Source organism: Methylobacterium marchantiae, assembly GCF_042679825.1.
In the GTDB taxonomy this organism is placed as follows: Bacteria; Pseudomonadota; Alphaproteobacteria; order Rhizobiales; family Beijerinckiaceae; genus Methylobacterium; species Methylobacterium marchantiae.
Window position 1 is genome coordinate 25,195 of sequence record NZ_JBHTND010000017.1, and the last position, 17,817, is coordinate 43,011.

General features: G+C 68.1%; 21 protein-coding genes. 8 read left to right on the forward strand and 13 right to left on the reverse strand.

Annotated features, from left to right (window positions below; genetic code table 11):
• The first annotated feature begins 67 nt into the window (after window positions 1-67).
• Window positions 68-1,429: a 2-hydroxycarboxylate transporter family protein gene (locus tag ACFQ4G_RS13470; protein WP_238207348.1), complete on the forward strand. Its 1,362-nt coding sequence runs from the start codon at window positions 68-70 to the stop codon at window positions 1,427-1,429.
• Here ACFQ4G_RS13470 and ACFQ4G_RS13475 read toward each other — a convergent pair.
• Genes ACFQ4G_RS13475 through ACFQ4G_RS13485 form a run of 3 tightly spaced genes read right to left on the reverse strand, consistent with a single transcriptional unit; the run spans window position 1,380 to window position 2,708 of the window.
• A complete protein-coding gene (locus ACFQ4G_RS13475; RefSeq protein ID WP_238207351.1) occupies window positions 1,380-1,886 on the reverse strand; it encodes an OsmC family protein in 507 nt (168 codons plus the stop codon). The genes ACFQ4G_RS13470 and ACFQ4G_RS13475 overlap by 50 nt on opposite strands.
• A 41-nt stretch (window positions 1,887-1,927) precedes the next feature.
• Window positions 1,928-2,260, reverse strand: a complete 333-nt coding sequence (yidD, locus tag ACFQ4G_RS13480) for a membrane protein insertion efficiency factor YidD (RefSeq protein WP_238207353.1) — start codon at window positions 2,258-2,260, stop codon at window positions 1,928-1,930.
• 4 nt (window positions 2,261-2,264) lie between these two features.
• Window positions 2,265-2,708 (reverse strand): iron-sulfur cluster assembly scaffold protein, encoded by a 444-nt coding sequence (locus ACFQ4G_RS13485; RefSeq protein WP_238207355.1) that lies wholly within the window; start codon window positions 2,706-2,708, stop codon window positions 2,265-2,267.
• 221 nt (window positions 2,709-2,929) lie between these two features.
• On the opposite strand from ACFQ4G_RS13485, the gene folE reads away from it, so the two are divergent.
• From folE to ACFQ4G_RS13500, 3 genes are read left to right on the forward strand one after another with little or no spacing between them, the layout of a single operon-like run.
• Entirely contained in the window at window positions 2,930-3,757 is an 828-nt protein-coding gene (gene folE / locus ACFQ4G_RS13490; RefSeq protein WP_238207357.1) for a GTP cyclohydrolase I FolE, read from the forward strand.
• A 17-nt stretch (window positions 3,758-3,774) separates the two neighbouring features.
• Window positions 3,775-4,215 (forward strand): phosphoribosyl-AMP cyclohydrolase, encoded by a 441-nt coding sequence (hisI, locus tag ACFQ4G_RS13495; protein WP_238207359.1) that lies wholly within the window; start codon window positions 3,775-3,777, stop codon window positions 4,213-4,215.
• On the forward strand, window positions 4,212-5,288 hold the full coding sequence (locus ACFQ4G_RS13500; protein ID WP_379040396.1) for a patatin-like phospholipase family protein: 1,077 nt from the start codon (window positions 4,212-4,214) through the stop codon (window positions 5,286-5,288). Before hisI ends, ACFQ4G_RS13500 begins: the two co-directional genes overlap by 4 nt.
• Window positions 5,289-5,298: 10 nt before the next feature.
• On the opposite strand, the gene ACFQ4G_RS13505 is transcribed toward ACFQ4G_RS13500, so the two are convergent.
• Both ACFQ4G_RS13505 and ACFQ4G_RS13510 read right to left on the reverse strand, forming a co-directional pair.
• Complete coding sequence (locus ACFQ4G_RS13505; RefSeq protein WP_238207362.1) at window positions 5,299-5,730, reverse strand: CBS domain-containing protein; 432 nt, start codon at window positions 5,728-5,730, stop codon at window positions 5,299-5,301.
• Window positions 5,731-5,876: 146 nt separating this feature from the next.
• Window positions 5,877-6,701: a rhomboid family intramembrane serine protease gene (locus ACFQ4G_RS13510; RefSeq protein WP_238207364.1), complete on the reverse strand. Its 825-nt coding sequence runs from the start codon at window positions 6,699-6,701 to the stop codon at window positions 5,877-5,879.
• Window positions 6,702-7,194: 493 nt separating this feature from the next.
• On the opposite strand from ACFQ4G_RS13510, the gene ACFQ4G_RS13515 reads away from it, so the two are divergent.
• The 4 genes from ACFQ4G_RS13515 (at window position 7,195) to ACFQ4G_RS13530 (ending at window position 10,383) form a co-directional block, all read left to right on the forward strand.
• Window positions 7,195-7,812 carry a PAS domain-containing protein gene (locus ACFQ4G_RS13515; RefSeq protein ID WP_238207366.1) on the forward strand — a complete coding sequence of 206 codons (618 nt, stop codon included), beginning with the start codon at window positions 7,195-7,197 and terminating at the stop codon, window positions 7,810-7,812.
• A 110-nt stretch (window positions 7,813-7,922) separates the two neighbouring features.
• A complete protein-coding gene (locus tag ACFQ4G_RS13520) occupies window positions 7,923-8,549 on the forward strand; it encodes a PilZ domain-containing protein (RefSeq protein ID WP_238207368.1) in 627 nt (208 codons plus the stop codon).
• A gap of 392 nt (window positions 8,550-8,941) precedes the next feature.
• Window positions 8,942-9,538, forward strand: coding sequence for a transglutaminase-like cysteine peptidase (locus ACFQ4G_RS13525; protein ID WP_238207500.1), 597 nt, complete (start codon window positions 8,942-8,944; stop codon window positions 9,536-9,538).
• Window positions 9,539-9,690: 152 nt separating this feature from the next.
• Window positions 9,691-10,383: a transglutaminase-like cysteine peptidase gene (locus tag ACFQ4G_RS13530; RefSeq protein WP_238207369.1), complete on the forward strand. Its 693-nt coding sequence runs from the start codon at window positions 9,691-9,693 to the stop codon at window positions 10,381-10,383.
• A gap of 51 nt (window positions 10,384-10,434) precedes the next feature.
• On the opposite strand, the gene ACFQ4G_RS13535 is transcribed toward ACFQ4G_RS13530, so the two are convergent.
• From ACFQ4G_RS13535 to ACFQ4G_RS13570, 8 genes are all read right to left on the reverse strand, one after another.
• Window positions 10,435-10,767, reverse strand: coding sequence for a DUF6949 family protein (locus ACFQ4G_RS13535; RefSeq protein WP_238207371.1), 333 nt, complete (start codon window positions 10,765-10,767; stop codon window positions 10,435-10,437).
• A gap of 165 nt (window positions 10,768-10,932) precedes the next feature.
• A complete protein-coding gene (locus ACFQ4G_RS13540; protein ID WP_238207373.1) occupies window positions 10,933-11,145 on the reverse strand; it encodes a DUF3126 family protein in 213 nt (70 codons plus the stop codon).
• Window positions 11,146-11,268: 123 nt separating this feature from the next.
• Window positions 11,269-12,129 (reverse strand): serine O-acetyltransferase, encoded by an 861-nt coding sequence (gene cysE / locus ACFQ4G_RS13545; protein WP_238207375.1) that lies wholly within the window; start codon window positions 12,127-12,129, stop codon window positions 11,269-11,271.
• Window positions 12,130-12,371: 242 nt separating this feature from the next.
• Window positions 12,372-13,289, reverse strand: a complete 918-nt coding sequence (locus ACFQ4G_RS13550; protein WP_379040400.1) for a helix-turn-helix transcriptional regulator — start codon at window positions 13,287-13,289, stop codon at window positions 12,372-12,374.
• A gap of 476 nt (window positions 13,290-13,765) precedes the next feature.
• Window positions 13,766-14,674, reverse strand: a complete 909-nt coding sequence (locus ACFQ4G_RS13555; RefSeq protein ID WP_238207380.1) for a lytic transglycosylase domain-containing protein — start codon at window positions 14,672-14,674, stop codon at window positions 13,766-13,768.
• 225 nt (window positions 14,675-14,899) lie between these two features.
• Window positions 14,900-15,727: a Cof-type HAD-IIB family hydrolase gene (locus ACFQ4G_RS13560; RefSeq protein WP_238207381.1), complete on the reverse strand. Its 828-nt coding sequence runs from the start codon at window positions 15,725-15,727 to the stop codon at window positions 14,900-14,902.
• Complete coding sequence (locus ACFQ4G_RS13565) at window positions 15,724-16,257, reverse strand: gluconokinase (protein ID WP_238207382.1); 534 nt, start codon at window positions 16,255-16,257, stop codon at window positions 15,724-15,726. Before ACFQ4G_RS13565 ends, ACFQ4G_RS13560 begins: the two co-directional genes overlap by 4 nt.
• A 65-nt stretch (window positions 16,258-16,322) precedes the next feature.
• Window positions 16,323-17,549 (reverse strand): alpha/beta hydrolase, encoded by a 1,227-nt coding sequence (locus ACFQ4G_RS13570; RefSeq protein WP_238207383.1) that lies wholly within the window; start codon window positions 17,547-17,549, stop codon window positions 16,323-16,325.
• Window positions 17,550-17,817 lie beyond the last annotated feature (268 nt).

A 17,817-nucleotide genomic window follows, 5' to 3' on the forward strand; every position in this document is an offset into this window, starting at 1 on the left:
CCGCTCTCCACGAAGGTCCGATCGAACGTGCCGACCCGCGAAGAGATCGGCCGACGGGAGAGTATCGATGGCGAGCCCAGCTTCCGCCTCCGCCACCGAATCCGGTCCGGCGGCCCAGGCGCCCACGCGCCGCTTCCGGCCGGAGGGATGGTGGCGTCTCGTGGATTTCAAGATCGGCATCATCCCGGCGCCGGTCTACGTCATCCTCGTGGCCCTCCTCGCCGTCCTCACCTCCGAGGGCGAGATCAAGTCCGATGCGCCGACGATGATCGCCGTGCTGGCGCTCGGCGGCTTCACCTGCGCCGAGATCGGCAAGCGCCTGCCGATCCTGAAGAATATCGGGGCGGGCGCGATCTTCGCGACCTTCATCCCCTCGGCGCTGGTCTATTACATGCTGATCCCGACGCCGATCGTGAAGGCGATCACGGATTTCACCAAGTTCACCAACTTCCTCTACCTCTACATCGCCACGATCATCGTCGGCAGCATCCTCGGCATGGACCGCGAGGTGCTGATCAAGGGCTTCCTCAAGATCTTCGTGCCCCTGGCGGCGGGCTCCGTGGCGGCGGCCTGCGTCGGCACCCTGGTCGGCACCCTTCTGGGCCTGGGCGCCTATCACACCTTCTTCTTCCTCGTCGTGCCGATCATGGCCGGCGGCGTCGGCGAGGGCGCGATTCCGCTCTCCATCGGCTACGCGGCGATCCTCGGGCAGGGCCAGGGCGACGTTTTCGCGCAGGTGCTGCCGCCGGTGATGCTCGGCAGCCTGACGGCGATTATCCTCGCCGGCACCCTCAACGCGGTGGGCAAGCGCAAGCCCCACCTCACCGGCGAGGGCCGGCTCCAGCCGGACAAGGACAACGACGTCATCGCCTTGAAGGTCGACGACATCCCCGTGGACGCCGCCACCGTGGGAGCGGCGGGTCTGACCGCGGTGACGCTCTATCTCCTCGGCGTGATGATGCACCATCTCACGGGGCTTCCCGCCCCCGTGGCGATGCTGTTCCTGGCGGTGCTCGCCAAGCTCGCCAGCGCGGTCTCCCCGCGCCTCCAGGCCGGCGGCTTCGTCGCCTACAAGTTCGTCCAGATCAGCATGACCTACCCGCTGCTCTTCGCCATCGGCGTGTCGATGACGCCCTGGGACAAGCTGGTGGCGGCGTTCACGCTGGTGAATCTCATCACCATCGTCTCGACGGTGGTGACCCTCATGGCGGCGGGCTTCTTCGTCGGCCGCCGCCTCGGCATGTACCCGATCGAGACCGCCATCGTGAATGCCTGCCATAGCGGCCAGGGCGGCACCGGCGACGTCGCCATCCTGACGGCGGCCAACCGCATGGCCCTGATGCCCTTCGCCCAGATCGCTACCCGGATCGGCGGCGCGCTCACGGTGACGGGGACGCTAGTGGTGATGCGCTGGATCGGCGCGAGCTGACCGGCTCGGCCACGACCACGTCGGTCTTCACCGAGTTCGCAATGAAGCAGCCCTCGTGCGCCGCTTCGTGAAGGCCGGCGAGGCGTTCCGCGTCGGGGGCGACGCCCGACCACTCGATCTCGGGCCGCAAGGTCACCCGCGCGAGGGCATGTCGACCGGGAGCCGTCTCCTCCAGCACGCCCTCGGCATGGTCCCGATAGGCCGCGACGGCAAAGCCGGCGAGCCGGGCCACGTGGAGGAAGGTCAGCATGTGGCAGCTCGAGAGCGCGGCGACCAGCATCTCCTCCGGGTCGACGGCCTCCGGCACGGCCCATTTGCCGACGACATGCTCCGAGGCCGTGCCGGCGAGCGTCACGCCGCCATCGAAACTCACTGTGTGCCCCCGGCTGTAGCGCCCGGCGGCGAAGTCCTCTCCGGGCTTCAGGATCCAGGCAACGTCCGCGATGTGGGTCGACATGGTCGGTCTCTCCCGGATGCGCGACCGGTGATCGGGCAACACTACCCCCGGTCAGGATTGCTCTCCACCGCCTCGCAGGCGAACGGCGAGGGCGGCGCGTTCACCCCGCGCCAGCGGCCGTAGCGCCAGGGCGTGGCCCAGCCCGCGGCTTCGGGCAACGTCTCGGGCACGAGGTCGATGCCATGCGTGCCCATCGGGCCGCAGCGGCAGATCCGCGAAAGCCCGATCCAGCCGCCCGGCCAGAACCCGTGCCGGCGGATCGCCTCGTCGGTATAGTCCGAGCAGGACGGCCAGTGCCGGCATTGCCGGCCGATCAGGCTCGACAGGGTGAGCTGGTAGCCCCGGATCGCGAGATGCGCCGCGCGGCGGACCATGGCCCTATTCGGCCGCCTGGGCCTTCGCGGCGACCTGATCGAGGGCGTTGACCACGGCGTCGAAGGTGAGGAGCGTCGAGGCGTGGCGGGCCTTGAAGTCCCGCACCGGCTCCAGCACCGCGAGTTCCGCCCATGCGCCTTCCGGTGCCGGGCCATTCTCCTTGAGCATCCGTCGCATGGTCTCGCGCAGCGTCCGCAGGTCGTCCGTCGTCGCGCCGACCACGTGGCGGGCCATGAGCGAGGAGGAGGCCTGGCCGAGGGCGCAGGCCTTCACCTCGTGGGCGAAATCCGTCACCGTGCCGTCGGCCACGGCGAGATCGACGGTGACGGTGGAGCCGCACAGCTTCGAATGGGCGGTGGCACTGGCATCCGGCGCGCCCAGCCGGCCGAGGCGGGGGATGTCGGCCGCGAGTTCGAGGATGCGGCGGTTGTAGATGTCGTCGAGCATGGGGCGCGTCCTGCCGGAGGGAGCCGGCTTCCGATCTCGGTGGTCTGATCCGCATTCCCCGCATTGCGCGGCGGCGCGATAACGACGATATAGGCGCCAGCGTGCCGTTTCGCGAGGAGGCGGCTCGTCGACCAGGGTCGCGCCCACGGCCAAGGAGACCTCACCGTTCGGGCGCCGGCCAGCGGCAACGCGGCTGAAAACGCGACCGAGATGGTTCGACGATGTACGCAAAGCCAGATAGCACGACGATGAAGACCCGTGTTGCCCGGGCGGGAGATGCCATGGATGCCGCGCTCAAATCCCTGTCGTACCGGCTGACCGAGACGGAAGATCAGGGAATGGACCCGACTGCCAAAGCTGCCTCCGCGGCCCTGAACGGGATGCGAAACGACAACGCCCGCTCCGTGGAGACCCCCGCCGAGGTCGCGCCACTGCCGCCCTCGGCGAAGCGCGTGCCCGATGCCATCGCCACCGGCCGCCCGAGCCGCGAGGAGGCGGAAGCCGCCGTGCGCACGCTTCTGCGCTGGGCCGGCGACGATCCGAACCGCGAAGGGCTTCGCGATACCCCCGCCCGCGTGACCAAGGCTTATGGCCAGCTCTTCGGCGGCTACGAGCAGGATGCCGACGCCCTGCTGGAGCGGGTGTTCGAGGAGGTCGAGGGCTATTCCGACATCGTCCTCGTGCGTGACATCCCGTTCTACTCCCATTGCGAGCACCATATGGTGCCGTTCATGGGGCTGGCCCACATCGCCTATTATCCGACCAAGGGCGTGGTCGGCCTGTCGAAGCTCGCCCGCGTGGTCGATACCTTCGCCCGCCGCCTGCAGACGCAGGAGACCATGACGGCCCAGATCGCCGACGTGATCGAGAGCATCCTCAAGCCGCGCGGCATCGCCGTGATGGTGGAGGCGGAGCACCTCTGCATGGCCATGCGCGGCGTGCAGAAGGCCGGCGTCTCGACCCTGACCACGCAGTTCCGCGGCGCGTTCAAGGACGATGCCAACGAGCAGGTCCGGTTCCTCACCCTCGTCCGCAATAGCAAGTCCTGAGGCGGGTTCCTTCGGCGATGACGGTCAGCCAAGGTTCCGCCTCGCCCGGCGGGTTCTCCCCGCCCGGCTCGCGCGGCGAGGTCGAGGAAGGGATGCGGCTCACACCGCGTTTCGACGAACACGGCCTCGTGGCCTGCATCGCCGTCGATGCCCATGACGGGCGTGTCCTGATGCTCGCCCACATGAATGCGGAATCGTTGCGGCTGACGCTCGAGACCGGCGAGGCCTGGTACTGGTCTCGCTCGCGCGGCGAGCTCTGGCACAAGGGTGCCACCAGCGGGCAGATCCAGCGTGTCGTCGAGATGCGCGTCGATTGCGACCAGGACGCGCTCCTGATCTCGGTGGAGGTCGGTGGCGATGGCGGATGCTGCCATACCGGGCGCCGATCCTGTTTCTACCGTGCCGTCACCCTCGATCCCGCCACCGGCGAGGCCCTGCTCGGACCCGCCGGGCCGTGACCTGGGACGGGCTCTCCTTTCGCGGGGTCGCCCTCTACCGCCAGGGCATGCTGTCCCACCTGTCGCAGAAGCCGGTCTTCCCGCGCGGCAGCGTCGAGCCCGTGGCCGAACAGCCGCCGCCGCGACCGCGGATCGGTCTGGCGCTGGGGGGCGGGTCCGCCCGGGGCTGGGCCCATATCGGCGTGATCGAGGTCCTGGAGGAGGCCGGCATCCATCCCGACATGGTGGCCGGCTGTTCCATCGGCGCAGTCGTCGGCGGTTGCTATGCCGCCGGCAAGCTCGACCTCCTCAAGGATTTCGCCCTGTCGCTCACGAAGCGCCGGGTCATGGGCCTTCTCGACCTGCGGCTGGGCTCCGGCCTCATCGCCGGCGATCGCCTGAAGCGGCGCCTCGAAGGCGATCTCGGGACGCGGCGGGTGGAGAACCTGCCGATCCGCTTCGCCAGCGTCGCGACGGATCTCGGCTCGGGCGACGAGGTCTGGCTGACCCGCGGCTCCCTGGTGGAGGCGATCCGGGCCTCCTACGCCCTCCCCGGCCTGTTTCCGCCGGTGCGTCTGGACGGACGGCTGATGATGGACGGGACCCTGGTCAACCCCGTTCCGGTCAAGCTCGCGCGCGGGCTCGGGGCCGAACTGGTGATCTGCGTCAATCTCAACGGCGATCCGCGCACCGAGCCCGGACTCGTGATCGGGCCGGAAACCGAGGGTATCGCCTCCCCGTCCCTGTCGCCGACGATGCCGATGGCGACGTCCCGGCGCGGATGGGGCCTGTTGCGGCGCATGCGCGGCACCCAGCGCATCATGACGGGGAAACCTTCCTCCGTCCCCCGCGAGCCCGGTACGCCCGGCATGGGACGGGTGATGTTCGATGCCTTCAACATCACGCAGGACCGCATCTCGCGGGCTCGGCTGGAGCGCGACCCGCCGGATCTGATGCTGTCGCCGCGTCTCGCGGAGATGGGCCTGTTCGAATTTCACCGCGCCGAGGAGGCCATTCTCCTCGGGCGGGAAGCGGCCAAGGCGGCGTTGCCCCGGATCAGGGAACTCATCGCCTCGGCGGCCGAACGGGTCTGACGCCGATCCGTCAGGCCATGGTGATGTAGTCGCGCATGGCCTGGTGCTCCGCCTCGACGGCGGCGATCCGGCGCTTGACCACGTCGCCGATGGAGACGAGGCCGGCGAGGCGCCCGTCCTCGACCACCGGCACGTGGCGGAACCGCCCGTCGGTCATCAACTGCATCACGTCCTCGACGGTGGTCGACCGGGTGCAGGTGGTCACCGTCGCCGTCATGTGCTCCGAGATCGGGGCATCGAAGGCGCCGGCTCCCTGGCGGGCCAGGGCGCGGATGATGTCGCGCTCCGACAGGATGCCGAGGACGGCGCCCTCAACGTCGCTCACGACGATGGCGCCGATCCGCTTCTCGGCAAGGAGATGAATGGCTTCGTCGAGGGTCCGGTGCGGCTCCACCGTGACGACGGACCCGCCCTTCTCGGCAAGAATGCGTGCGACGGTCATGAACGTGGTCTCCCGTGTGTCCTGGACGCCGCCCGGAGGGCGGCGGCTGACCGGGTTGATCCCGGCGCATCACGGAATTGTGTGACGCGAGGCTCGACGTGACAACCCGCCAGACCCGCATTCCGATGCCGAAACCTGCGGAAAAATTACGCTTTCGTGCCTCCCAAGCGGTCCAGCATCGGGAAAAGGAAAAATCCTGCCAGAAACCCGCCCAGATGCGCATCCCAGGCGACGGTCGCGGATTCGGCCCCCAGCGGCAGCGAGATGATCCCGAACACGAAGTTGGTGGCGAGCCAGATGCCGAGGAACATCACCGCCGTGCGGTTCCCGAGCAATTGGGGGATGGTCTGCAGCGGCTGATGCGTGACGCGCTGCCAGGGCTGGCCGGTCAGGAAGGGCGGCGGGGACTGGAACACGAAGCGCGCGGCGGCGGCCATCAGGGCCGAGACGCCGGCCGAGGCTCCGATCAGCGGGGCGGTGCTCATCGGGTCGATCGCCACGTGCAGGATTCCGCCTGCCAGCGCACCGATGAGCCCGAGGAGACCGTAACGCCAGGGGCCGCATCGCCGTGCGACGGGGGAGCCGAAGGCGGCCAGCCAGACCACGTTGAAGATGACATGCGTCCACGAGCCGTGGAGCAGGGCATAGGTGGCGAAGGTCCACAGGCTCGCGGAGGGATTGGCCACCACGTATTGAGCGAAGGCCGAGCGTGCCTGGACCACGTCCGCATCCCCCACGGCCGAGGCGGCGGCGGACAGGATCTCCGCTGCCCGGTCCGGAGCCACCGAAACGAGCCAACGGCCCGGAATCAAAGCGAGGTTCAGGAGGAGCGTGATGTCCCATTCGTCCGGCAGGACGAACTCCCGCAGGGCATGAATGCCGAGCAGGAGGCCGATCGAGACCGTCACCGCGGTCGGCATGTTGAAGACGGGGACGCGGCTCTGGCGCGGCAGGTCGGGCGTGGCATCCATGGCGCCACCATGTCGGGCCGGATGCCGCCGCCGCAAGCCCCGAACCCCGCAAATTCCGGCGAGCGGCCCGTGATTCGCCCATCGGCCGCCTTCATCCGGCGAGGGTCGCGAAGATGATCGAAAACGACATCGATCAAAAAAGAGGGGGAGGACGCTTTCACGCCCTCCCCCCAAGAGAAAGATCCGCCTCAGCGGAAACGGCCCGGACCAGCAGGCCGCCCGGGTCGAGACCCGTCCTTCCGATGACTTCGCAAGAAGAGCGACCGCATCGGCGGTCTCGCTTCAATCAACGAGGACAGTGTCGCTCGGATGCCGCCCATCGGCAACGTCCACCTCTTGTTAACCTTAATCAAAACTTAAGGAGGCACGTCGCCTTGGAGGGGCATAAGGTGTGCGGCAGGCTCGGTAGCCGAACCCGGACGCTGGCACAGCGCTCGGCGGACCGGCCCGATTTCGAACAGGTCCCACCGGGGCCGTGCCACGACGGGACGCCATGAAGCATCCGACCAGCCGAATGCTCTATCACTACTGGAATCGCCTTCGCCGGGAGCGTGCCGCTCCGGAGAGGAGCGAGATCGAGCCCGGCGAAATCCGGAATGTCCTGGCCGAAAGCCTCATTCTCGAACTCGACATGCCGCGCTCCGCCGCGACGGTCCGGCTCGCCGGGACGCGGGTCTGCGCCCTGTTCGGCCGCGAGTTGCGCGGCAGCGCCTTCGCCGACATATGGGGCCCGACCCAAGCCGATCCCTGGCGCCTGGTGGAGACCGTCGCCGTCGATACGCTGGGGATCGTCGCCGGATTGCGCGGGTTCACGCAGGAGGCCGAGCCGATCGACCTCGAGCTGCTTCTTCTGCCCCTGCGCCATCGCGGCCAGACCCAGGTCCGCATGCTCGGATCGCTCAGCCCGCAGGTCGTCCCGCAATGGCTCGGGCTTCGGCCGGTGGTGCGGCTCGATTCGATGTCCCTGCGCGTGCTCGACCCGGTCTACGACGTCATCGATCTCGCCGAGAACGGCGCCGCGGCGGGTCTCCGGAACCTGCCGGAGCCGGCCAATGACAGCATCCCGGTGCGCCGCGGTCATCTCATGGTGCATCCCGGCGGAAGGGCCTGATACGCTTTCCCGGGCGAATGCCGGCTCAATCTCTCCAGGGCAAAGATTTTCGTAACCAGCCGACACGTACGGTTGCGTCGACGACGATCCAACCCGAGTCTGCCGTATTGATGATCGAGGCTTTCGCACACACCGAAGCGAAGCCGGTCCGCCTGCTGCGGCCGTCGGATCTCCGTCGGCATCAGCGCGTCAAGGTGGCCCTCCTCGGCCGCTACATGCTGGCCGATCGCCGGGAATTCCCGTGCCAGACCGTGGACATGTCCCCGGGCGGCGTGCGCCTGACCTGTGCGGTGCTCGGTACCCTCGACGAGCGCGTGGTGCTGTATCTCGAGAGCATCGGCCGGATCGAAGGGATCGTCGCCCGCTTCACGACCGGCGGCATGGCCCTGCGCCTCAGCGCGACCCAGCGCAAGCGGGACAAGATCGCCTCCCAGCTCACCTGGATCGCCAACCGCGAGGCCCTCGGCCTTCCCGAAGGGCGAAACCACGAACGTCTCACACCGTCCCATCCCGGGGTGGTGCTGAAGCTGGAGAGCGGGCGCGAGGTCGCCGCCCGCATCATCGACGTCTCCATGTCCGGCGTCGCCCTCTCGACCCAGACGACACCGTCGATCGGAGCGAGCCTCATGGTCGGGCGGACGCCCGGCCGCGTCGTGCGCTATTTCGAGGGCGGTATCGGCGTGAGCTTCATGTTGCCGATCTCGCCGGATCTGTTCCACGAAGGCCTGATCCTCTGAGATCGGCATCCCGGCCCGGATAGGGCAGGACAGAGCCTTCGATCCCCCGACATTCCCCCTGTCACCGACGGCGTTCCGGGCGTCGGCGAGATCCCCTCGTTCGCCCCGGCTTCGTCGCGGAACCGGGCGATGGCGATCTCGCCATCGTCGACGACCGAGGCCGCGCCGTCCACTCGGCCCTGGCATGGTTACGCCTTCCTGATCTCGATCTCGCCAATCCGAGCCTTCGGTTCAGCCGGCGGTTGGCCCTGTCCCGCACCGGCCCCGCCCCGAGGCCGAATCGATAAAATTGCGCGTATCGGCTTCAGCGCGGCACAGGAAGCGTGGCGGCATCGTGATCCTCGTTGGACGAGGTGGTCGCGATGGGACGGACGAAGTCACTCTTTCTCGGGATGTTCGCGGGGCTCGCGCTGTTCTGCGCCGGCGGCGCCCAGGCTCAGACCTTGGCCGCCCTGCCCTCGCCGTCCCAGTCCGCCGATGTCCTCGGCGCCGCCCGCCCGATCGTCGGATGGGTCTCGTTCTGCCAGCGCTACCCGGGCGAATGCGCCATCGACGCGAACGAGCCGGCGCGCATCGCCCTCACCTCCGCGACCTGGAACCTCATCGTCTCGGTCAACCGCCGGGTGAACACCGGCCTGCGCGCCGTCACCGACATGGATCATTGGGGCGAGGCGGACCGCTGGGACCTCGCCGAGGACGGCATGGGCGATTGCGAGGATTTCCAGCTCCTCAAGCGCAAGCGCCTCGCCGATGCCGGCCTGTCCCGCCGCGCCATGCGGATGACCGTCGTCATCGACGAGAAGGGCGAGGGTCACGCCGTCCTGACGCTCCTCACCGACCGTGGGGAGCTGATCCTCGACAACAAGACCAGCGAGATCCTGCCCTGGTACCGGACCGGCTACGTCTTCATCAAACGCGAGAGCCAGGATTCCGTGGCCTGGGTTTCGCTTGGAGGAGTGACGTCTCCGGTGACCACGGCCAACCGCTGATCGCAGTTTCCCGGGTTGCCTGAAAACATCACTTCTCTGCCACGGAACCCCCGGCCTCGTGGGAAGTTAATTCGAGTTTAACTTTTGGATTGAGCCCCGGCCCCGGGCGTGCCAGTTTCTTGCCATCGGCAACAAGTGGCAGGGCGACCGGAATGCGGCACGCGGTTCTGCGAGGCGTCGGCGGCGGAAGCTTCTCGGGAAGCGGGCTGTGGCGACGGGCCGGTCGAGCGGCGAAGTTGTCCCTGGTGGGCTCGATCCTGCTCCTCGGTGGGCCCGCGACGCAAGCCCGCCCGGTCTCCACGACCGCCGCCATCCCGGATGCCACCAGCGTGGGCGAGAATGGCGGCGCCCGGCCTGTGGCGGCCTGGAACGGCTTCTGCGCCAAATATCCCGCCGAATGCGCGGTCGATACCTCGCAGCCGGCCTTCATCACCCTGAACCCCGCGATCTGGCGCACGCTCACCAGCGTCAACCGCCGCGTCAACGGACGCATCCACCCGATCACCGACATGGCGCATTGGGGCGTCGTGGACCGCTGGGATTTTCCCGATGACGGATTCGGCGATTGCGAGGATTTCCAGCTGCTCAAGCGCAGGATGCTGGTGGAGCGGGGCCTGCCCCGTCGGGCGCTGCGGATGACCGTGGTGATCGACGATATCGGCGAGGGTCATGCCGTGCTGATGGTGCGCACCGACAAGGGCGACCTGATCCTCGACAACAAGACCAGCGCGATCCTCTCCGCGCCGCGTACCGGATACACCTACGTGAAGCGCGAAGGCCAGGACAGCATGGCTTGGGTCTCGCTCAACGGCGTCGCCTCGCCGGTGGCCACCGCGAATCGGTGAGGGCGTCCGGGAAAGGGGGCGGAATGATCGATCGCAATCTGCGATCCGGTGTCAGATCCCGCCAGCAATCAGATGCGCGAGGTCGAGGGCGACGCGGCCCGAGAGGAGGCTCCAGCCACAGGCGATGATCGTCGCGATCATCACGAAGGGGATCGGGCGGCGCTCGATGCGGCGGCCACGCACGGTATTGCGCAGGATGATGAAGGGCGCGCCGAAAGCCAGGATGGGCAGGGCCGCGACCGCCTCGACGCCGCCGCGCTCCAGCAGGCTGAAACTGGCGCGACGATCGGAAAACAGTTCGAAGGCGCTCGCGAGAAGGCCCGACAATGCGAGGCCGACGCAGAGCGTCTGGATCGATTCGATGGCGGAAGGGCTGATGTCCATGGCGCGCGCTTCACCGTTAACGACGGGTTAAGCACGCACTCTGCCAGAGCGTTTACGAAACGTTAAGGATTTCCCGGCGTCAGGGTTAACCGACGCACAGGGAGAAATACGTGTGTCCGGGCGGGGCGCGGTCGGTCACGCGCCCATGTCCCCGCCTTTCGACCCTCAATCCTCGAGATCGATGTCGAGGATCGCCATCGCGAAGTTGAACGAGCGGTCGCCGTCCTCGTCGTCCACGGAGACCACGCCGAGGAATTCCTCACCGATATAGACTTCGGCGGAATCGTCCTTCTTGGGTCGGGCCACGAGCCGGATGTTCGCGTTGGCGAATGTCCGACGCATATAGTCCTGGACTTTCGTGATGTCGGTCTTGTTCACGCTTTCGCCTCTTGCTTCATCGGTGGTCGGTCGAGGCGGGACCGGCTCGATCCGTCCCGTGCCTCGCGGGATGGGCACCGCTTGCCATGCCGCTTCGCGCCGGGCAAGCGCGGGCGAACGGGTTCAGATGCCCTCGGCCATGTGGATGAACTGGTCGAGATTGACGAACTGGTCCATGGCGCGGGCCGGTTCGGCGCAACCGGCAGTGCCGACCACGCGGGCGGGCACGCCCACGACGGTGGTATGGGCCGGAACCGGCCGCAGGACCACGGAACCGGCGGCCACGCGGGCATATTCGCCGACTTCGATGTTCCCGAGGATCTTGGCCCCGGCACCGATCATGACGCCGCGGCGGATCTTCGGGTGGCGGTCGCTGCCCTGCTTGCCGGTGCCACCGAGGGTCACGGCGTGCAGGATCGAGACGTCGTCCTCAATGACGGCGGTGGAGCCGACGACGACGCCGGTGGCGTGGTCGAGGAAGATGCCGCGACCGATCCGGGCGGCAGGATGGATGTCGGTCTGGAACACCTCTGAGGACCGGCTCTGGAGATAGAGCGCGAGATCGCGGCGGCCGCTGGTCCAGTACCAATGCGCCAGCCGATGCGCCTGGATGGCGTGGAAGCCCTTGAAATACAGGACGGGTTCGAGCGCCCGGCCGGCTGCCGGGTCGCGGTCGAGCACCGCACCGATATCGGCGCGGAAGCTGTCGCCGATCCGAGGGTCCGCGGCGATCGCCTCGTAGAACCCGTGCGCCACGAGCTCCGCCGGCAGCGAGGCATGGCCGAGCCGGGCCGCGACGCGGTGCGAGACCGCGGCTTCGAGGGTCGAATGATTGAGGATGGTCGCGACGATGAACGAGGCGAGCTGAGGCTCCTCGCGCACCACCGCCTCCGCCTCGCCGCGCAGGCGCGACCAGACGGGATCGACGGTCCCGGCAATGGACTCGTGTCCGGATCCTGAATTCGGGAGAGGGCTGGCGGACATGGATTCCTCCGCATCGCGGGGTCTTGATCGCAGGGTCTCGATCGCGAGATCTACGGCATGCGGCGCGGCCTCGACAGCGCGACCGCCTCATACCGACCGTCTCGGCCTCGCCGGGAACGGATACGGGAGAACACTCTCCCGTAGGTCAAGAAGAGCCGGAGCACTCCGTTCCTTTCCCATGCCCTATAGCGTGGGGAAACGCACCTCGCGGATCAAGGGGCATGCGCCGTCTCGCCAGTCCGTCAGGCGGTGCGCCGGTAATCCACCGCTCCGAAACGCGTCTCGATCACGGCGGCGAGCCGATCGACCATCTCGTCCACGGGGATGTCGGACGTGTCCACCACCGCCGGGGCGCGGGCATAGAGCGGCTCGCGGCTGAGGAGCACGGCCCGCAGTTCCTGCATGGCCGAGGTGTGGTCGCCGGTGGTGGCGAGCTCGCCCTGGTCGCGCACGCGCTGCATGTGCTCTTCGGGCTTGGCCCGCAGCCAGACCGTGAAGAAGGCCTGGAGAAGCAGGTCGTAGGTGAGAGGTTCGGCGACGATTCCGCCGCTGGTGGCCAGGATCATCGGGCCGGGATGTTCGGTCAGGCGACGCAGGGCGGCCTGTTCGAGACGGCGATATCCCTCCTGGCCGTAGATCGCGAAGATCTCCTTCACCGACAGCGCGTTTTCGCGCTCGATCTCGGCGTTGAGTTCGATGAAGGTCCAGCCGAGGCGATCGGCCACTCGGCGGCCGAGGGTCGACTTGCCCGCTCCGCGCAGGCCCACCACGGCCACCCGAGGCAGGGGCGTCTCGCCGTTCGTCGGGGCATGTCCGGAGAGGATACCCTTCGCCAGCGCGATCTGCTCCGCCGAGGCCGTGGCGAGGAGATCACGGATCACGTGCCAATCCGGCGGCGTGTCCTGCACCGCGATCATGTCGTCGAGACGCACCCCCATCGCGTCCGCCACGCGGCGCAGCAGGATGATCGACACGTTGCCCTGCCCGCTCTCGAGCTGGGCGATGTAACGCTCCGACAGCCCCGAGGTCTGGGAGAGGAGCTTTCGCGACAGGCCGCGCACCGTCCGCGCGTGCCTGACACGCCGACCGAGCTCGGCCAGGAAGATTGATTCTTGTTCAGCCGCGCCGGCCATGCCGTCGTCCGTCTTCCGTTTTCGCATTCCGGACCACACCGTCCCGAATGCCGATTGATCACACCATATCCCGCCGGGCGGCCCTGCTACAGCATCAATTCGTGCCGACAGGGTCTATCACGGCCGGCGCGCATGCGGCGATCGCGTGTCGCGGTTCTCGGCGAGGATGAGAGCCGCGGCCACGCTTCGCAACCTTGAGGCCTGATCCCGAAGCTAGAGGTCCGACCCCCGAGTTCCGGACAGGCTCCCTCGCATTGCGAACCTCGGGCCCGCTATGCCGCACTGCACCATGTGAGCGCCGAGGGGCTCCGGCGCAAGCGGGGGATGCGCATACTCCACCTCAATCGGCGCGCAATTTGTCGCTTTTGCGAGTCCGGGCTTCGGGGGCGAGGCCCGTGCCGAATCCCGTAGCTTGCCAAATCTCGTGGCCTGGCATCCCGAACGCCGGACCAGCCCTCGGGCCGGGTATCGTCCGTCCTGATCCTGAGGCTCGACCGTTCCGCCTACTGGCTCGACGGGAGTGCCGAAGCTTCCATCACCGTGCCGGGCGTCGGCGCCTTCTTCGCGATCACGGGCCGGCCGACCGAGGCGAGAGCGAGCGCCGAGGGACGGCGAGGCGGCAGCGGGACTTCCACGGTCTCGCCGAAGGCGACCTCCGCGGTGACCGCCGCGGCTGCCGGCTGAACCGCGGGATTCACGGACAGCGCCGCGAGTGCCGTGGTCTGGGGAGTGGCGACCGTCGCGTGGGCGGGGCCGATCTCGGCCACTGCCGGCGCGAAGCCGGAGAGCGCGGCCGGGCGGCGCGGCGGCAGCGGGACTTCGACCAATTCGGTCGGCACGGCCTGCAGGGTGGGGCTGGGAGCGTAGGCCAGGGCGGTGGCGGCCGCGGTGATGTTGGCATCGGGCTGCGCGTTGCGCGTGCCGCCGAAGCCGCGGTTGAAGACGTCGCCGAAGGCCGCGCCCGATTGCGGCGAGGCCGTCGTGGTATCCTCGAGGCCGGCGACGAGGGTGCCCTGGCGCTTGCCGGCGTAATAGTAGCCGCGATTATAGTAGGTATAGGCTTGGTGGATATTGCCCTTGGCGGTGCGATAGGCGCCGGCAAGATAAGCGATGCCGTAGCGAAGGTTGATCTTGGGGTCGTAGAGCCCCGCCGCGTCGCCGCGATAACCCAGACCGCGCGCGGTGGCGTGCTTGATCTGCATCAGCCCGAGGGCGCTGCCGCCCTTCGCATTGGGGTTGTAGTTGCTCTCGCGCTTGACGACCTGATGGACGAAACTCGCCGGAACGCCGTTTGCCTTGGCCTGCTCTTCGATCAACGCATCGATGTTGTCGCGGGCCGGGGTGCCCTGGCCGAGAACCGGGCCCGGTAGCACGGCCGCAGCCACGGCGAGGAGCAGAAGGCGCTGATTCATTCGTAGACCCGGTGGCGTCGTTCTTGATCTGACTGCCAGGGTCGAGGCCAATTGAGGCCGGAAGGCGGCTCCGCTGCCACGATTGTGGACGAGCGCAGCCGTTTCCCCGTGTGCTGTGGCGCACATGGCACAGGTGGCGCGGGACTGGTGAGGCGTGGATCGGCGGTTTCGCGAGCAATGCCAACGCTCTGAGGGGCGATGGCGATTCCCGCGGGGAGTCGCGCGTCAGCGGGTCAAGAAAAATTCTTCGACGGCTTCGGCGAACCCTTCGTCGTCGTTTGTCGCCGTCACCGTCGAGGCGGCCCGCTTCACCGCCTCTCCGGCGTTGCCCATGGCGACCGAAAACCCGCTGCGCGCGAACATCGGCACGTCGTTGGCCGCATCACCCAGGGTGGCGATCCGAGCCCGGGGGATGCCGAGGCGGCGGGCCATCTCGTCGACGAAGCTGCCCTTGCCTTGCCCGTGCGGCGTCACGTCGAGATAATAGGCCTGCGAGCGGTGGACGTCGGCGCCGTTCCCCAGGGCCTCGGCGATCCTGCTCTCGCACGCGGCGAGATGGTCGGCATCCGCGCTCACGCCGACGATCTTGGACGCCGCGTCGAGGAGCGGAGCCAGATCCGCGACGGTGGTGGGCTCCGCCCGGAGGGTCCGTCGCTCGAGATCGGTATAGGCCCCGTGCGGATTGCGCAGGTTCCATTGTCCCTTCGCGAAGACCCAGATGTCGAGGCCGAGCGCGCCGAGACCCCGTACGGCCTCGCGTGCCGTGTCCTCCGGGATGAGGTGTTCGGCGATGATGCTGCCGTCGGGCTCGATCAGGGTGCTGCCGTTGAAGGCACCGATCGGGTGCCGCAGGTCGAGATCGGCGATCAACGAGGTGAGCCCCATCGGCGGTCGGGCCGAGGCGATGGTGAAGCCGATGCCGGATGCTTCGAGCCGCCGGACCGCCTCTCTGCTGCGCCGTGTCAGAACCTTGTCGGAGGTGACGAGAGTGCCGTCCACGTCGGAAATCACGAAGGCGATCCGCCGATCGCCGGAGAGGGGGCCCGATGTCATTCTGTGTCCTGCGGAATCGACGCGTCGGGTTGCAAACCCAACGCGCGGAGGATCGTTGCCACGATCGCCTCCGCGCTGCCGGCGATGGGCACTGCCACGGCGCCCTCCTCCGGTGCCGGCGGCTCGAGGATGGCGAACTGGCTGTCGAGCAGGGCCGCCGGCATGAAGTGGCCGGTCCGGACCGCGACCCGTGTCGCGATCAGGTCGCGGTCGCCTTCGAGATAGACGATGCGGATGCCCGCCCGCCCCCGGACGAGCGCGTCGCGATAGGCCCGCTTCAGCGCCGAACAGACGAGGATGCCGGGTCTGCCGGCCGCGAGGCACGTGCCGATCCAGGCCGCCATGGCGTCGAGCCAGGGTGCGCGGTCGGCGTCGTCGAGGGCATGGCCCTCACGCATCTTGGCCACATGCTCGGGGGTGTGGAAGGCGTCGCCATCGACGAAGCCCCAGCCGAGGCTTTCGGCGAGCAGGCCGGCCACGGTGCTCTTGCCCGAGCCCGAGACGCCCATGACGATGATGACGCGGGGCATGTCCGTTCCGGGTGCCCTTACCGTGTCCGAACCTGCCGCGTCCGAGCCTCTCGCGGATCCCGTCGTCAAGGCCTGGTCGTCCTGTCGGCGCCGGCGAAGACCCGGGGGCCCGTCACGCGGTCGCGCAGGCGTTGCGGCCCGAGCGCCATGGCGAAGAAATCGTATTCGCCGAGACGGTCATTGGCGAAGAGAAACTGGAAATGCATCCGGAACGGCCGCCATCGGACCTTGATGTAGGTTTCGGAATCGATGATCTCGCGGAACTTGGCAGAGCGCACGAGCGGGTTGCGCGCCACCTGTCCGTCGAGATCGAGGGGCAGTCGCGCCACCGGGTCGAAATCGGGGAAGTTCATCCAGTCCTGCGGAGCGTAATAGTCGACCCAGACGATGCGGTCCGAGACGACGAGGCTCGCGATGTCCGATTGCACCCGGCGCGCCGCGCTCTGCAGGGCGACGATGGGGAGCCCCGAACCGAGGGTCAGCAGGGCGAGCGCTGTCGTCCCCGTCCCGACCACGGGGTCGGCGGCGAGCACGCGGGCGGCGACCTCCACGGCCGTGAGGGCGCCGGTGGAATGGCCCAGGATCACCACTTCGTCGAGGACGATTCCCTCCGCCCGGAACGTCGCGAGCCGGTCCACCACGAGGGCGGCGAAGGCATCGACACGCGCGTCGTAATCCGGCCGCCAGCCCTGCCCGTGCTGCCAGTTGAACACCCAGTCGTTGAGCAATTGCCAGAAGAAGGCCCTCTCGAGCAGGGCATCGAGGGACTTGATCCAGACGATGCCGACCATGAGGCCCAGCGGCACCGTCAGCCAGAACGGCCAGCGCAGACTGTGTCCGTACCCCTCCCCGAGATGGGCGTGGACCTGATGCGCGATCAGCCCGCTCACGAGGGTGAGAAGCAGGATCAGAAAGAGCGGATAGAGGATGACGTTGCCGTATTTCCAGTTCAGCCGGTAGAATCTCACCATCATGCCGGTGACGATGGCGTGGAGGCTGCCCAGGAACAGCAGGACGACGCTGAGGATGCGCCACCGGGCGAAATCCTTGAGCACGAGATCGTCCCAGAGCAGCACGTCGTAGCTCGTCTCCGCCCCCTCGACGGCCGGTTCGGCGGCGACCGTCCAGCGCTGGGAGAGCCCGTCCTTTCCCATCACCGCTCGTTCGAGGCGGCGCTTGGGCTGGCCGAACCGCTTGGCGTAGAGGGTCAGTTCGCGCACGAAGAGCATGCGGTAGCGCGTGCGCCCCTCCGGATCGTAGCCGGGCACATAGAAGACGTGCCGTCTTCGCACGGGGCCGTGCCGGGAACTCTCCGCACAGGTAGTCCCGGCTCGAGAGTTCCCGGCGAGGTGGCCGCGCGGACCGTCGGGTATCGTATCAGACAATGGCGTCCTGCTCGTCGCATGGGCATCGTCGCAGGCGCCCCTGCTCACGATGGGGAAAATCGCATGGACTTCCGTCCAGCGTCGAGCGCTTTCGCTCGCGACCGGCGCGGAAGGATCGACGGTGCCGGCATGTGGGTAACGGGGACGATCCGCACCGGTCCTGCCTTCGGGTCGG

Bases quoted from the DNA above. Each gene is read 5' to 3' on its own strand.
- ACFQ4G_RS13510 (WP_238207364.1), bottom strand. From the start codon at position 6,701: ATGGATGCCACGCCCGACCTGCCGCGCCAGAGCCGCGTCCCCGTCTTC.
- ACFQ4G_RS13555 (WP_238207380.1), bottom strand. From the start codon at position 14,674: ATGAATCAGCGCCTTCTGCTCCTCGCCGTGGCTGCGGCCGTGCTACCG.
- ACFQ4G_RS13470 (WP_238207348.1), top strand. From the start codon at position 68: ATGGCGAGCCCAGCTTCCGCCTCCGCCACCGAATCCGGTCCGGCGGCC.
- ACFQ4G_RS13515 (WP_238207366.1), top strand. From the start codon at position 7,195: ATGAAGCATCCGACCAGCCGAATGCTCTATCACTACTGGAATCGCCTT.
- ACFQ4G_RS13505 (WP_238207362.1), bottom strand. From the start codon at position 5,730: ATGACCGTCGCACGCATTCTTGCCGAGAAGGGCGGGTCCGTCGTCACG.
- cysE (WP_238207375.1), bottom strand. From the start codon at position 12,129: ATGTCCGCCAGCCCTCTCCCGAATTCAGGATCCGGACACGAGTCCATT.
- ACFQ4G_RS13520 (WP_238207368.1), top strand. From the start codon at position 7,923: ATGATCGAGGCTTTCGCACACACCGAAGCGAAGCCGGTCCGCCTGCTG.
- ACFQ4G_RS13525 (WP_238207500.1), top strand. From the start codon at position 8,942: ATGTTCGCGGGGCTCGCGCTGTTCTGCGCCGGCGGCGCCCAGGCTCAG.
- ACFQ4G_RS13560 (WP_238207381.1), bottom strand. From the start codon at position 15,727: ATGACATCGGGCCCCCTCTCCGGCGATCGGCGGATCGCCTTCGTGATT.
- ACFQ4G_RS13475 (WP_238207351.1), bottom strand. From the start codon at position 1,886: ATGTCGACCCACATCGCGGACGTTGCCTGGATCCTGAAGCCCGGAGAG.
- yidD (WP_238207353.1), bottom strand. From the start codon at position 2,260: ATGGTCCGCCGCGCGGCGCATCTCGCGATCCGGGGCTACCAGCTCACC.
- ACFQ4G_RS13535 (WP_238207371.1), bottom strand. From the start codon at position 10,767: ATGGACATCAGCCCTTCCGCCATCGAATCGATCCAGACGCTCTGCGTC.
- hisI (WP_238207359.1), top strand. From the start codon at position 3,775: ATGACGGTCAGCCAAGGTTCCGCCTCGCCCGGCGGGTTCTCCCCGCCC.
- ACFQ4G_RS13530 (WP_238207369.1), top strand. From the start codon at position 9,691: ATGCGGCACGCGGTTCTGCGAGGCGTCGGCGGCGGAAGCTTCTCGGGA.
- ACFQ4G_RS13565 (WP_238207382.1), bottom strand. From the start codon at position 16,257: ATGCCCCGCGTCATCATCGTCATGGGCGTCTCGGGCTCGGGCAAGAGC.
- ACFQ4G_RS13485 (WP_238207355.1), bottom strand. From the start codon at position 2,708: ATGCTCGACGACATCTACAACCGCCGCATCCTCGAACTCGCGGCCGAC.
- ACFQ4G_RS13550 (WP_379040400.1), bottom strand. From the start codon at position 13,289: ATGCGAAAACGGAAGACGGACGACGGCATGGCCGGCGCGGCTGAACAA.
- folE (WP_238207357.1), top strand. From the start codon at position 2,930: ATGTACGCAAAGCCAGATAGCACGACGATGAAGACCCGTGTTGCCCGG.